The organism is Bacillus sp. SRI_025, assembly GCF_057592095.1.
Genome location: NZ_JBYEGB010000001.1, coordinates 156073 through 168827 on the forward strand (window position 1 = coordinate 156073; position 12755 = coordinate 168827).

The 12755-nt window shown below is 43.0% G+C and carries 17 protein-coding genes and 1 riboswitch; of the genes, 3 read left to right on the plus strand and 14 right to left on the minus strand.

Features of this window, described 5'->3' with window-relative positions; translation table 11 throughout:
* Window positions 1-94 precede the first annotated feature (94 nt).
* The 13 genes from AC20OE_RS00855 to AC20OE_RS00915 form a co-directional block, all read right to left on the minus strand.
* Window positions 95-463 (minus strand): carboxymuconolactone decarboxylase family protein, encoded by a 369-nt coding sequence (locus tag AC20OE_RS00855; protein ID WP_003212803.1) that lies wholly within the window; start codon window positions 461-463, stop codon window positions 95-97.
* A 306-nt stretch (window positions 464-769) separates the two neighbouring features.
* Window positions 770-1591: a methionine ABC transporter substrate-binding lipoprotein MetQ gene (gene metQ / locus AC20OE_RS00860; RefSeq protein WP_024423400.1), complete on the minus strand. Its 822-nt coding sequence runs from the start codon at window positions 1589-1591 to the stop codon at window positions 770-772.
* 14 nt (window positions 1592-1605) lie between these two features.
* Complete coding sequence (locus tag AC20OE_RS00865) at window positions 1606-2274, minus strand: methionine ABC transporter permease (RefSeq protein ID WP_059374992.1); 669 nt, start codon at window positions 2272-2274, stop codon at window positions 1606-1608.
* On the minus strand, window positions 2267-3292 hold the full coding sequence (locus AC20OE_RS00870; protein ID WP_099663718.1) for a methionine ABC transporter ATP-binding protein: 1026 nt from the start codon (window positions 3290-3292) through the stop codon (window positions 2267-2269). Before AC20OE_RS00870 ends, AC20OE_RS00865 begins: the two co-directional genes overlap by 8 nt.
* 154 nt (window positions 3293-3446) lie before the next feature.
* A riboswitch (SAM riboswitch) is annotated at window positions 3447-3555 on the minus strand.
* A gap of 102 nt (window positions 3556-3657) precedes the next feature.
* On the minus strand, window positions 3658-3999 hold the full coding sequence (locus tag AC20OE_RS00875; RefSeq protein WP_024423403.1) for an SCP2 sterol-binding domain-containing protein: 342 nt from the start codon (window positions 3997-3999) through the stop codon (window positions 3658-3660).
* 120 nt (window positions 4000-4119) lie between these two features.
* Window positions 4120-4422: a thioredoxin family protein gene (locus AC20OE_RS00880; RefSeq protein WP_024426005.1), complete on the minus strand. Its 303-nt coding sequence runs from the start codon at window positions 4420-4422 to the stop codon at window positions 4120-4122.
* Window positions 4423-4434: 12 nt separating this feature from the next.
* A complete protein-coding gene (locus AC20OE_RS00885) occupies window positions 4435-4779 on the minus strand; it encodes a toprim domain-containing protein (RefSeq protein WP_024423404.1) in 345 nt (114 codons plus the stop codon).
* 131 nt (window positions 4780-4910) lie between these two features.
* Window positions 4911-5147 carry a YusG family protein gene (locus tag AC20OE_RS00890; protein ID WP_039181284.1) on the minus strand — a complete coding sequence of 79 codons (237 nt, stop codon included), beginning with the start codon at window positions 5145-5147 and terminating at the stop codon, window positions 4911-4913.
* 44 nt (window positions 5148-5191) lie between these two features.
* Entirely contained in the window at window positions 5192-5575 is a 384-nt protein-coding gene (gene gcvH / locus AC20OE_RS00895; RefSeq protein WP_008347039.1) for a glycine cleavage system protein GcvH, read from the minus strand.
* A gap of 66 nt (window positions 5576-5641) precedes the next feature.
* Complete coding sequence (locus AC20OE_RS00900; RefSeq protein ID WP_024423406.1) at window positions 5642-5998, minus strand: arsenate reductase family protein; 357 nt, start codon at window positions 5996-5998, stop codon at window positions 5642-5644.
* A 111-nt stretch (window positions 5999-6109) separates the two neighbouring features.
* Window positions 6110-7891 (minus strand): acyl-CoA dehydrogenase family protein, encoded by a 1782-nt coding sequence (locus AC20OE_RS00905; RefSeq protein ID WP_487268050.1) that lies wholly within the window; start codon window positions 7889-7891, stop codon window positions 6110-6112.
* 14 nt (window positions 7892-7905) lie between these two features.
* On the minus strand, window positions 7906-9081 hold the full coding sequence (locus AC20OE_RS00910; RefSeq protein ID WP_058838130.1) for an acetyl-CoA C-acetyltransferase: 1176 nt from the start codon (window positions 9079-9081) through the stop codon (window positions 7906-7908).
* 12 nt (window positions 9082-9093) lie between these two features.
* The gene (locus tag AC20OE_RS00915; RefSeq protein WP_099663713.1) at window positions 9094-11481 is read right to left on the minus strand and encodes a 3-hydroxyacyl-CoA dehydrogenase/enoyl-CoA hydratase family protein; all 2388 of its coding nucleotides are present in this window, start codon (window positions 11479-11481) and stop codon (window positions 9094-9096) included.
* 199 nt (window positions 11482-11680) lie between these two features.
* Here AC20OE_RS00915 and AC20OE_RS00920 point away from each other — a divergent pair, with 199 nt between their 5' ends.
* The 3 genes from AC20OE_RS00920 to AC20OE_RS00930 are packed head-to-tail and all read left to right on the plus strand — an operon-like array spanning window position 11681 to window position 12455.
* On the plus strand, window positions 11681-11818 hold the full coding sequence (locus AC20OE_RS00920) for a YuzL family protein (protein ID WP_003212904.1): 138 nt from the start codon (window positions 11681-11683) through the stop codon (window positions 11816-11818).
* Window positions 11819-11844: 26 nt separating this feature from the next.
* Window positions 11845-12096, plus strand: a complete 252-nt coding sequence (locus tag AC20OE_RS00925) for a hypothetical protein (RefSeq protein ID WP_047202428.1) — start codon at window positions 11845-11847, stop codon at window positions 12094-12096.
* Between the two features lie 11 nt (window positions 12097-12107).
* The gene (locus AC20OE_RS00930) at window positions 12108-12455 is read left to right on the plus strand and encodes a spore coat protein (RefSeq protein WP_039181293.1); all 348 of its coding nucleotides are present in this window, start codon (window positions 12108-12110) and stop codon (window positions 12453-12455) included.
* A 33-nt stretch (window positions 12456-12488) separates the two neighbouring features.
* On the opposite strand, the gene AC20OE_RS00935 is transcribed toward AC20OE_RS00930, so the two are convergent.
* Window positions 12489-12740, minus strand: a complete 252-nt coding sequence (locus AC20OE_RS00935; RefSeq protein WP_058838132.1) for a DUF2573 family protein — start codon at window positions 12738-12740, stop codon at window positions 12489-12491.
* Window positions 12741-12755 lie beyond the last annotated feature (15 nt).

Here is a 12755-nt window from a genome sequence, read left to right on the forward strand (position 1 = left end):
GGGATATGACGCTCTATGACGTCATATTTTCTCACACATTCGGTTGAGAAGTACTCAACTCCGTGATATGGAAAAATACCTTGTTTTCCTTCTTTTAATGCGTCTGTCCTCCAAATTCATCAATACATTGCTGAACGACAGTGATTCCTTGGCTTAGTGCTGCTCCGCCGCCAAAAGCTGCCGCCACGCTGACAACCTCCAGCAAATTCTCTTCTGTCGCCCCTTGATCGAGCGCTCCCTTTGTATGATAAATCATGCAGTATTCATCCTGCGCGTGAATACTGATGCCGAGGGCAATCATTTGTTTTTCCTTTTGCGTTAATGAATCGCTTTGAAAGCACTGCTCCGTAAATTCATTAAATTTCTTTCCAAACACCGGCATTTTCTTCTGGAATTCACCCATTGCGGTTTTATAATCAGTCAGTGATTGCTGCATGGATCCGCTCATATGCTGTTCATTCATTTTGATTCCATCCCTTCAGGTCATTTGTACGTTTTTATTATGAGCGAGATTTGAAAAAATACACAAAAAACCTCGCTTTGAAAGAAGCGAGGTTGCAGATTGTTGACAAAGGGCTAAAATGATCTTTATTTTAGCCCTTTGTCTTCCTTTCAGCGTGATAGAAAACCTTTGCATTCTAGGAAGGGCGAGTACCGGAGCAGAGCGAATTTGACATTCGTGAGCACCGGAGCGCAGAACTGACAAAGAATGCGAGGGTTTGTCTACATGCTGAAACCTCGCTTTGAAAGAAGCGAGGTTGAAATGTTGTTATTCAGATACAGGCAATACTGCACCGTCATATTTTTTGTCGATGAATTCTTTGATTTTATCAGAGTGAAGAACTTCCATTAATGCCTTGATCTTATCTGATTTTTCGTCACCTTTGCGAACCGCAACGATGTTTGCATATGGGTTGTTCTTTGTTTGCTCAAGTTCGATTGAATCTTTTTTCGGATTCAATTTATTTTGGATCGCATAGTTGACGTTGATAAATACAGCATCGCCTTCACTGTTTTCATAAGCTTTCGCAGTTAATTCAGGCGCGATTTTTTTGAATTTTAGGTTCTTTGGGTTTTCTTTAATGTTCTTTACTGTTGCGTTGATTGTATCAACCTTTGGATCAAGTTTGATGACACCAGCATTTTGCAGAAGGGCAAGCATACGGCCTTGTTCAGCTACGTTGTTTGTCATGATGATTGTTCCGCCGTTTGGAATATCTTTTACTGATTTGTATTTCTTAGAGTAGATACCGAAAGGCTCAAGGTGAACCGCACCAGCACTCACTAGGTTATAATCTTTGTTTGATTTATTTTCTTCGTTTAAGTAAGGGATATGTTGGAAAAAGTTCGCATCCACTTCTTTTTCAGCTAACGCTTTGTTGTACATTTTATAATCGCTAAGTACTTTCACTTTTAAATCGTAGCCTTTTTCTTTTAGAAGTGGTTTTGCTTCTTCAAGAATTTCGGCATGCGGCGTTTTTGATGCGGCAACCGTAATGGTTTTGCTTTCACTTGCGTTATTAGATGAACCGCACGCAGCTAAAATACCTGCAAATGCTAGAAATAGTGCACTTAAAATCAATTTCTTCATGAATAAATCCTCCCTTAACGTTTATCAATTTTATTTGTAATCAAATCACCGATTATTTGAATAATAAAGACGATGATGAGAATAAACACAGTGGCTACAAGTGTGACATCTGTATTACCAGATTGGTACCCTTCCACATAGGCGAGGTCACCAAGTCCGCCTGCTCCAATTGCACCTGCAATCGCAGTAGAGCCAATTAGAGCAATCGCTGTTACGGTAATACCTGAAATAAGGGCTGGCAATGATTCTGGCAGCAATACTTTGAAAATGATTGTCGATGTTTTTGCTCCCATTGATCGTGCTGCTTCAATGACTCCTTTGTCTACCTCACGCAGTGCAATTTCGACAAGACGTGCATAGAATGGAGCTGACCCTATGACAAGGGCAGGGAGTGCTGCATTTGGACCAAGAATCGTGCCCATAATGAGTTTTGTAAATCCTAATAATAGAATGATTAGAATGATAAAAGGAATCGATCTGAAAATATTGACGACTGCCCCAATGACGGTGTTAATCGGTTTATTTTCCCAAAGACCGCCTTTTCCTGTAAGGAAGAGCAGGAGCCCTAGGATAATCCCGATGACAAAGGCAAATGCCAATGAAATCAGTGTCATATAAACTGTTTCTCCTGTTGCACTCCAGATGACGTCTAAATCAACGTTCGGAAACCATTTCTCAAACATATGTCATCACCTCGATTTCAACCTGTTTGCTTTGGATATAGGCGATGGCTTTTTCTACCTCGGTCTCTTCTCCATTAATGTGGATAAAGAGTGTTCCAAACGCGCCTTCCTGCGTTTGAGAAATCTTCCCTTGAAGGATGTTCACATCGACATGAAACGATCGAATGATTTCTGTGATCAGTGGCTGCTCGGCAGAATCACCGATAAAGGACAACCGTACGACCTGACCTTCTTTTACTCGCTCTAGGACGTGCTCGATTGTTTCTTTCGCTTCCTCTGGTTCCGCAAGCTGTTTCACAAATCGCTTCGTCATTTCTTCCTTCGGCTGTCTGAAGACGCGCAATACTTCGCCTTCTTCGACAATACGTCCATTTTCCATGACTGCGACGCGATGACAAATTTTGCGAATGACGTGCATTTCATGTGTAATGAGCACAATCGTGAGCCCTAACCGTTTATTGATATCGGCCAAAAGCTCAAGGATTGAATCGGTCGTTTGCGGATCTAGCGCAGATGTCGCTTCGTCACATAGAAGAACCTTTGGATCATTCGCTAATGCTCTCGCAATGCCGACACGCTGTTTTTGCCCGCCGCTCAGCTGAGACGGGTATGCATTTTCTTTTCCTTCTAAACCGACCAATTTAATCAGTTCATTCGCACGTTCTCTCCGTTTCGATGTCGGTACACCTGCGATCTCAAGCGGGAACATAATGTTTTGTCTCACCGTTCTTGACCAAAGTAAATTAAAGTGCTGGAAGATCATGCTGATTTCTTGTCTTGCTTTCCGAAGTTTCGCATTCGATACTTCATTGATCCGGTTGCCTGCCACTTCAACAATTCCTTCTGTTGGCAGCTCCAGACCGTTTAATAGGCGAATAAGCGAGCTTTTTCCTGCACCGCTATACCCGATAATTCCGAATATTTCACCTTTATCAATATCCAAGTTGACGTCTTTCACGGCATCAACATTTCCGCTTTTTGAATGATACGTTTTTGATACATTCTGTAAATGAATCACAGTCTGATCACCTGCTTTCTTGCTGAATCTATAGGTTTCCATCACATACGTTATTTATTCTTCTTTCTGTCATGACTCTAGCCTGACGTCAGGTCAGTAAAAAAGACCTAACTGCAACGCAAGCAGAAAGGCCTTTTATGTCAATTACGCCTTTCTCTCATCTTTCAAAGCGCTGCGGCTTTGAGTGAATTGGCACCAATTTCAGCTATGCTGACGGTTGCCGGGTTTCATAGGGCACGTCCCTCCACCTCTCTTAATAAGAGAAAATATGTTGTTTTATGTGATGTTCATGTTTTTACTAACGTAGAATATCATGCTATCTGAGATATGTCAACGCTGTAAATCGCTAATTTCCAAGTAAACAACTACGTTATCATTTTTCGAAAAAAACCGTTCGTCAGCCAAAGCACTGCCTCTAGTCTAAGGAGCGCACGGAATGACCCTTTGACTTTGACTTGTCCTCTGCTGATTAACTGCTGTAAGGACATATCTCCATCTAATAATTGTAGAATCTCTTTCCTCTCACCATAAAAGATGAGATCCGATAACTCAATTGCAGGTAGTTTCTTCACTTCACCACGTTCATCCACAATCAATGTACAAGAGTCAGTTTCCGCCTCAAATGTAATCTTCAAGGATGATGATGAGAGCAGCGGTTTTAATAATAAACGCTGCCCTGTGTTACCATGGGCTTTCACATTTTCCACATGTATAACCTCCCTGTCATTTGGTTATACATAACATTTCTCTACAAACATCTTCTTGTCCTTTATAAATAACTCGACAAATTTTCAAATGAATTTCTTGAAATATGACAAAAAACCGCTTTATTTAGCGGTTTCAATCATTTCATGAAGATATGGAACTGAGTGAAAGGCATAGCCTTTTTGCACCAATTCTCCTTTTTTAAAAAGTAGAAAGCAAGGAACACTCTCGATCTCAAATGCTTTTGCAAAGCCTGGTGAGTAGTTTAAATTGTTTTCGTAAAATGGTACATCCGGCTGCATGGCGTCTACGACTGCCAGCATTTTCTTTGCCAGCTGGCATGTTCCACAAAACGGTGTATATAAGTATAAAAGAAATAAATCGTCCTCTATCTCTTTGAATTCGTGTTCTTCAATCTCTTTCATATACGTCCACCCTCATAAATATTTCGAATGAACATCAATGTTTGCAGCTAATAGGATAGATGCAATGTGGGCTGACGGTGAAGCGGCCACTTCGCGGTACGTTCTGTCGACAAAAAGATGAAGTGCTTCAGGGAATTCTTTTCGAAATTGCTTCCGCAGTTTGTCGCCTGCATCGTCACTGTCTGCTAGTATGTAAACGTCTTTCCCCACTAAATCGTCCACAAGCTGGTCCAGCTTCGATGTACTGATCGTGCCATTGGTGCAAATGATGGTAACAGGTTCACTTATGACTTCTTTCAGCTTTTGTTTATCTGTTTTACCTTCTACAATGATGACCTTTTCTATCTCGACATTCATCACGATCACCCGGCCCTTTTGACGTTGATTCACTTCTTCCTTAGATTACAATCTTTCATCCAGGTTGTAAAGATTGGGCGCCTCGTCATCAAAAAGACTGCAGTTTTTGTTCACTGCAGTCTCCTCTGTGATTAGCACCACCCATTTTCATCGTCACAGTCTACATATTTTTCTGTCCCATCGGTCAACGTATCCGTTAGACGATAAAAACGATTTTGATCATAGGAATATCCCGATTTCAGCTCATATTGGTTTTCACTAATCATTGTGCCAATCTCTTCATTTTGATGATAAAGCACCATGCCGCTTTCTTTGAATCGTCCAGTGACATGCTCTGTTATATCCACCTGTTCTTTTTGAAAAGACAAATTGGACACCCCCCATAAAGGTAGAGTGTCCAATTTCACATGAATTAGTCTTCTTTTGTCATTTCTTCATATTGCTCAGCAGTCATTAAGTTCTCGATTTCAGATGCATCAGCTGGTTCTACAACGATCATCCATGCTTTTTCATATGGAGAGTCGTTGACGAATTCTGGGCTGTCATCCAGCTCATCGTTCACTTCGACGATTGTGCCATTGATCGGTGCATAAAGTTCAGAAACTGTTTTCACTGATTCTACACTTCCGAAAGGCTCGTCCGCTGTGATTTTGTCTCCTACTTCAGGAAGCTCAACGAACACGATATCGCCCAGCTCAGATTGAGCAAAATGCGTAATACCGATACGCACCTTATCTCCTTCTACTTTGACCCATTCATGTTCTTCTGAATAACGTAAATCTTTTGGTGTGCTCATTCAATACCCCTCCAGTCTTTTCTTACAATCTATATTGAAGATACCACAATCTGAATGAAAGTTACATCATTTCCAGACGCTTTTAAATGTATCTTCGTTAAATCCAACTGTTACTCGTTTACCGTCTGTTGTAATCGGGCGCTTGATCAGCATTCCGTTAGACGCGAGTAATTCTAGCTGCTCGTCCTCTGACATTGCAGGAAGTTGATCTTTCAGCTGCAGCTCCCGGTATTTTTGTCCGCTTGTATTAAAGAATTTCTTCAGCTCTAAACCGCTTTTTTCGTAAAGGGCTTTTAATGTTTCTTTATCAGGCGTCTCTTCGACGATATGTATGCTGTTGATGTCTTTATTGTGTGCTTCCAGCCACTTTTTTGCTTTTCGGCATGTACCGCAAGATGGGTATTCGTAAAAATCTAAAGCCACCATTTTCACCTCCTGCAAATTGTGACAACATTTTATCACAAAATATTTTAAAAACCTAAATGTATGCTTACAAAAAGGTGCGGAGTGATATCCGCACCTTTTAAGCCATCCTTATACGATATATTTCTCTGCTTCAAAGATTCGTTTTGCCACTTCACGCTTTTTGGCGATGACATTGATTGGAGTAAATCTTGTCAGCTTGCGAAGGGCTGACAGGCTCATGCGGAGTGAATCTCCTTCCTCCATCGCAATCAAGGATTCTTTTGCATGGGCTTCAATCTTTAAGAAAGCCTCCTGCGTGAAAATTTGTGTGTAAGCCAGCTTTTGAGCATTCTTTTCTGCGCCTGATGCAGCGATTGCCTTTTCCGTACGCAAAATTGCTGATTCAGCAGCAAAAATTTCATTGACGATATCGGCTATGTTCACTAGAATTTCTTGCTCTTTGTCTAAGGATTTCCCGTATTTCATGGCTGCCATACCAGCTACCATTAAGGCGACCTTTTTCGCATGGGTGAGCAAATATTTTTCTTGATCGAGCGGCTGATCGCCTGGCTCTTCCGGCATCATCATCATCAGCTCTTCCTGTAAGGTCTGCGCTTTTTGAAGCAGCGGAAGCTCTCCTTTCATCGCTTTCTTCAAGAATGTACCTGGTACAAGCAAACGGTTGATTTCGTTTGTCCCTTCAAAGATCCGGTTAATTCGTGAATCGCGATAGGCTCTTTCGACCTCGTATTCTTGCATGAATCCATATCCGCCGTGAATCTGCACGCCTTCATCCACAATATAATCTAACGTTTCAGAGCCAAGGACTTTACAGAGAGAACATTCAATCGCATATTCCGCAATGGATTGAGCAATTTGTTTGCCGTCTTTTTGCTCTTCGTCACTTAATAGACCCATCCGCTGTTCAAATAATCCAACCGTACGGTAAACAGCACTTTCCATCGCATAGAGCTTTGCTGACATATTGGCTGCTTTTTCACCAATTAAGCTGAATTGAGAAATTGGTGTTTTGAACTGCTTACGCTGGTTCGCATATTCGGCCGACAATTGAATGACGCGCTTTGATGCACCGATTGTGCCGACTGCAAGCTTATAGCGTCCGATATTTAAAATGTTAAAGGCAATCACATGTCCTCTGCCGGCTTCACCAAGCAAATTCTCCTTCGGTACTTGGGCATCTTCAAGAATTAATGTTCTTGTCGATGACCCTTTAATGCCCATCTTTTTCTCTTCAGGTCCCGTTTTGACACCTGGAAAATCCTTTTCGACAATAAAAGCAGAGAAGTGTTCACCATCAATCTTCGCATACACAACAAAGACATCGGCAAATGCGGAGTTTGTGATCCACTGCTTTTCTCCATTGAGGACATAATGGGTACCTGCTTCATTCAGAACCGCAGTTGTTTTTGCTCCAAGAGCGTCAGAGCCTGATCCTGGCTCAGTGAGTGCGTACGCCGCAATGGTTTCACCAGAGGCGAGTCCTGGCAGGTACGTTTCCTTTTGCGCTTGATTTCCGAAGAGCACGATCGGCAGAGAACCAATACCGACATGAGCGCCATAGGAAAGTGAGAAACTGCCTGCTCTAGCGAATTTTTCAGTAATGATTGCTGAACTGATTTTATCCAATCCAAGCCCGCCGAATTCTTCAGGTACATCGGCTCCTAGAAGGCCAAGCTCACCAGCCTTTTTGAGAAGCCTGACCGAATGCTCGAACTCATGGTTTTCAATTTGATCTATATGCGGAACCACATCTTGTAAAATATAATCCTCTGTTGTCTTTCCAATCATTTGATGTTCATCAGAGAAATCCTCCGGTGTAAAGATATGCTCATAATTCGTCTCATCAATTAAAAAGCTTCCACCCTTTTTTACATCTTCCAATGCTTTCATCCTGATTTCCCCCTTTAGATCAATTCAAAAATGCCTGCTGCTCCCATGCCCCCGCCGATACACATTGTGACAATGCCAAATTGCTCGTTTCGCCGTTTCATTTCATGAATAAGTGACAGCGTTAGTTTCGTTCCTGTACAGCCGAGCGGATGTCCAAGCGCAATTGCCCCGCCGTTGACATTCACTTTTTCTTCATCAATTCCTAAATGGCGAATGACTTGAATTGCCTGAGAGGCAAACGCTTCGTTTAATTCAAACAGACCAATATCCTTCAGCTCAAGTCCAGCGATTTTCAGCGCACGCGGTATGGCTTCAACCGGACCGATTCCCATCACCTCAGGCGGTACACCGCCAACAGCAAATGCTCTGAATTTAGCGAGCGGCTGAAGAGAAAGTGAGGATGCTTTCTCGCGGTCCATCATCATCACACACGCAGCCCCGTCACTTGTTTGAGACGAGTTCCCTGCAGTCACCGTACCTTTTGTCGAAAAGGCTGGACGCAAAGTGGAAAGAATCTCTTCCGTTGTACCTGCTCTCACACCTTCATCCTGTGAGAACGTGAATTGATGCTCTTCTAATTGATATTGTTCTCCTATCCGCCGGTCTGTTACATCAACGGGCACAATTTCATCAGAAAACTTCCCTTCTTGAAGTGCCTTTGCTGCCTTTTGATGACTCCTCACCGCAAAGGCATCCTGATCTTGACGTGTGACCTGATACTTTTGCGCCACTTGCTCTGCCGTGTGCCCCATGCTCATGTAGTATTCAGGTGCTTGCTCTGCCAAGAGAGCATTCGGACGAATGGAATGCCCCATCATCGGCACCTGCGACATCGATTCGACTCCTCCGGCTAAAATCGTGTCTGCCTGACCGAGCATAATTCGTTCACCCGCATAAGCGATAGACTGAAGACCTGACGAGCAGTAGCGGTTTATGGTGATGGCAGGTACCGTATAAGGCAGTCCCGCTAGTGCTCCAATATTTCGGGCTACATTTAACCCCTGCTCTGCTTCTGGCGTTGCACAGCCGATGATCAAATCATCTATTTGACCGTCGTATTCACCGGCACGCTTTAACGTTTCTTTTACACATAATGCGCCCATATCATCAGGCCGGACATGTTTTAACGATCCCTTTTTCGCCTTCCCTACTGGTGTTCTTGCGCCAGCGACAATGACTGCTTCTCTCATTTTGACTCCCCCTTAGTTACGTAAAGGTTTTCCTTTGACGAGCATGTGCTGCATACGTGCCTGTGATTTCACTTCTCCTACAAGACTTAAAAAGGCTTCTCTTTCAAGCTCTAATAAGTATTGCTCTTCTACCTCTGTTCCAAATGGCAGTTTCCCGCCGGAAATGACATGAGCTAATTTTTTTACGATAGTCATGTCATGCTCTGAAATGTATCCTGACAGTCTCATATTTTCAGCAGCCAAAATCATCGCTGCATAGCCTGTTTCTCCCATGACCGGCACCTTTTGCTTGAGCGGCGCACGATAACCGGCTTCATCAAGAGAGAGCACCAGTTGTTTTGCATCATAGATCAGGTGATCCCCGTTCATACTAATCCGGTCGCTCACGCGGAGCATGTTCATATCCCGCGCTTCCTCAGCTGAAGTTGACACTTTTGCCATTGCAATTGTTTCAAATGTTTTTAGCGTGGCATCCTGTATAGCCGTCTGCGACGGCTTCGCTGATCCTTGCAGGTGACGAAGATATAATTCTTTATTTCCACCGCCCCCTGGAATCAGTCCAACTCCCGCTTCCACAAGTCCCATGTAAGTTTCGCTGGACGCCTGTATAGCCGCTGCCGGCAGACAAACCTCCGTACCGCCTCCTAATGTCATCCCAAACGGTGCGGCTACAACTGGGCGGTCGCTATATTTCACCTTCATCATCGCCTGCTGGAAGCGCCTGATCACAAAGTCAATTTCAAAGAAATTGTCGTCCTGTGCTTCCATTAAAATCAGGGCAAGGTTGGCGCCAACACAGAAGTTCTTCCCTTGGTTTCCGATGACAAGCCCTTTGTAATTCTTTTCCGTCTCATCAACAGCGCGATTGATCATATCAATGACATCTAGTCCAATGGCATTGCTTTTAGAGTGAAATTCGAGCAAGGCGACATCATCACCAATATCAATCAGGCTCGCACCAGAATTTTTGAAGATGACGTCCTGTTTCTTTTTCAATCTAGCTAAAGAAATATGTTTGTCGTTCCCTTTTTCCTGTACGTAAGCCCCATCCTGATAAAACGCACGCTCTCCATCAGCATTCTCTTGATAGAATGTGTCGTGTCCTTTTGACAGCATGTCTTGCACCCATGCTGGGATGCTGTGGCCTTCTGCTTCCATGCGCTCGGCGGCTTTTTTGACGCCTATTGCATCCCACAGCTCAAATGGGCCGTGCTGCCAGCCGAATCCCCATTTCATTGCGTTATCGATGGACTGAATATCATCCGCAATTTCGCCTTTTAGATGCGCTGAATAAAGAAGTACGGGCGCTGTCATATTCCAAAGCAATTGCCCTGCACGGCCATCTTGATAAATAAGCGCTTTCAACTTTGCTTTTGTTCCCTTTTGCTGTTTCGCCATCTCAATGCCTGGATCTTTGAGCTTTGTGCGCTCTCCATATGTGAGCGTCACTGGGTCAAGCTCTAAAATGACCTTGCCATTTTTTTGATAAAATCCTTGTCCTGCCTTGCTGCCAATCCATCCTTTTTCAAGCATTCTTTCAATAAACTCAGGCAGCTGGAAAATCTCTTTTTCCTTTCCTTCTACCTGTTCATAGACGTTTCGTGCCACATGAGAAAATGTGTCAAGCCCCACTACATCGAGTGTACGGAAGGTCGCACTTTTCGGTCTTCCAATGAGGGGTCCTGTGACTGAATCCACTTCTCCAATGGTGTATTTGTTCTCAAGCATTTCACGCACTGTGACAAGAAGCCCATACGTGCCAATGCGGTTTGCAATAAAGTTCGGTGTGTCTTTTGCTTCAACCACACCTTTGCCGAGTACATCCTCGCCAAACGTTTTCATAAATGACAGTACTTCTGGATCTGTTTCCTGAATAGGAATGATTTCTAAGAGTTTTAAATAACGAGCTGGGTTAAAAAAATGTGTGCCTAAAAAGTGGCGTTTAAAATCATCTGATCGCCCTTCTGCCATTTTTTCAACCGAAATACCAGATGTATTGCTCGAAACGATGCTTCCTTCTTTGCGGTGTTCGTCGATGAGAGAGAATACGTGTTGTTTGATGCTGAGCTTTTCAGTGACGACTTCAATGATCCAGTCAGCATCGTGTAATAAGGAAAGGTGGTCTGTGAAATTTCCCGGTGTGATGTATGATAGGTTTTTTGCTGAAGTAAGAGGTGCTGGCTTTTGCTTTAACAATTTTTTCATCGCTTCTTGACTTAATCGATTCCGAACACTAGGGTGATCAAGCGTTCGCTTTTTCGCCGTTTCTTCTTTTGTCAGTTCATTTGGCACAATATCTAGCAGTGTTACTGGTATCCCGATATTGGCTAGATGCGCAGCAATGCCTGAGCCCATGACACCTGAACCAATGACAGCCGCCTTGCGAATATGTTTGCCCATAAATATCCCCCTAAACATTTTGAATGAACAGTCATTCATTTTTTGTCCAAAAAAAAGCAATGCCTCTTTCTTTATCTTAAAAGATTTTCCGAAACAGTTCAATAGCGGATTTCAAAAATTTACACATTCTCATGTGCCTTATTTTGCGGTGTATGAATTAAAGATCAAAGGGAATTGTAAGAATGGAGGTGATGTCCACATGTCTCGTTTGAAGAAAAACCCATCGAAAGCAGGCGTAAGTGCTGCAAGTGTAAAAGGAAACGCAGGTCCATCACAGGAAGCAGACCTAGGCGGGAAAAAAACCAGTCAAAATCAGCAATATAAAAAGAATCAGTAAGGAAACAAAATCGTAAGGAGGAACACATGTTGAACAATCAGCCAATGAATATGCCCCCAGAAGTCATTTCAGTGAAGGATTCCTTGTACTTAGAGGATATGCTCAACTGGAACTTGATCGCCATGAAAAAGGCTCATTTTATGGCCGAGCATTGCCAGGATCAAACATTGAAACAAGAATTAAATCAAGTTGGCCAAATGCATCATCAGCATTACACACAAATTCTTCAGCATTTAGGCAGCTCAGGGCAAGGCCAGTCTACTGGCTTTATGCAATAGGAGGAAAAAACATGGAACAGCAAAACCAACAAAAAATCGGGAATCCACAAACCCCGGTTCCCACAACTACAAACATGAACGATCGTGATTTCGTTACAGATCTCTTGTCGACTGAAAAATACATGACAAGTGGATACAACACAGCGCTCAATGAATTCAGTCATGAATCTCTTTACCAGGATATTCAGCGAATTGCGCTGGAAACACAGAAAACACAAAGACATTTATATGATGTCATGTTCCGATATGGCTGGTATTCTGTTGAAGCGGCTGATCAGCAAAAGCTCCAGCAGACACACCAGAAATTCCAGCAAACACTGACAGATCAATCTCCGTACGGATCATCACAAATGTCATAAGAAAAAAACTGCCAGTCTGATGCTGGCAGTTTTTTAACGGTCTTTATTGGCGCGATGAGCTTCGTTCAACTGTTTGATTCGTTGAATCGTGTGTTTGATTTCTTCTTTTGCTTCCGGATACGTTTCATTGAAATGCTTTGCTAGCGGCGGCATGCTTTTGGCAATATGAGAGTAGATCACCCATTGTTTCACATCTTGTTTCAGCTCGTCTGTTGATTCACCGAGCAGCAGCTCTGTATATTTATCAAGCAAGCCTTCCAGCTTTTCTTCTAATTCTTTTCCCATTGACATTCCGCTCCT

What these genes read in the sequence shown, in the direction of transcription:
- AC20OE_RS00905 (WP_487268050.1), bottom strand. Translation starts at nt 7,891, where the DNA reads ATGAAAGCATTGGAAGATGTAAAAAAGGGTGGAAGCTTTTTAATTGAT.
- metQ (WP_024423400.1), bottom strand. Translation starts at nt 1,591, where the DNA reads ATGAAGAAATTGATTTTAAGTGCACTATTTCTAGCATTTGCAGGTATT.
- AC20OE_RS00880 (WP_024426005.1), bottom strand. Translation starts at nt 4,422, where the DNA reads ATGAAAGAGATTGAAGAACACGAATTCAAAGAGATAGAGGACGATTTA.
- AC20OE_RS00930 (WP_039181293.1), top strand. Translation starts at nt 12,108, where the DNA reads ATGGAACAGCAAAACCAACAAAAAATCGGGAATCCACAAACCCCGGTT.
- AC20OE_RS00920 (WP_003212904.1), top strand. Translation starts at nt 11,681, where the DNA reads ATGTCTCGTTTGAAGAAAAACCCATCGAAAGCAGGCGTAAGTGCTGCA.
- AC20OE_RS00910 (WP_058838130.1), bottom strand. Translation starts at nt 9,081, where the DNA reads ATGAGAGAAGCAGTCATTGTCGCTGGCGCAAGAACACCAGTAGGGAAG.
- AC20OE_RS00885 (WP_024423404.1), bottom strand. Translation starts at nt 4,779, where the DNA reads ATGAATGTCGAGATAGAAAAGGTCATCATTGTAGAAGGTAAAACAGAT.
- gcvH (WP_008347039.1), bottom strand. Translation starts at nt 5,575, where the DNA reads ATGAGCACACCAAAAGATTTACGTTATTCAGAAGAACATGAATGGGTC.
- AC20OE_RS00925 (WP_047202428.1), top strand. Translation starts at nt 11,845, where the DNA reads ATGTTGAACAATCAGCCAATGAATATGCCCCCAGAAGTCATTTCAGTG.
- AC20OE_RS00935 (WP_058838132.1), bottom strand. Translation starts at nt 12,740, where the DNA reads ATGGGAAAAGAATTAGAAGAAAAGCTGGAAGGCTTGCTTGATAAATAT.
- AC20OE_RS00915 (WP_099663713.1), bottom strand. Translation starts at nt 11,481, where the DNA reads ATGGGCAAACATATTCGCAAGGCGGCTGTCATTGGTTCAGGTGTCATG.
- AC20OE_RS00855 (WP_003212803.1), bottom strand. Translation starts at nt 463, where the DNA reads ATGAATGAACAGCATATGAGCGGATCCATGCAGCAATCACTGACTGAT.
- AC20OE_RS00865 (WP_059374992.1), bottom strand. Translation starts at nt 2,274, where the DNA reads ATGTTTGAGAAATGGTTTCCGAACGTTGATTTAGACGTCATCTGGAGT.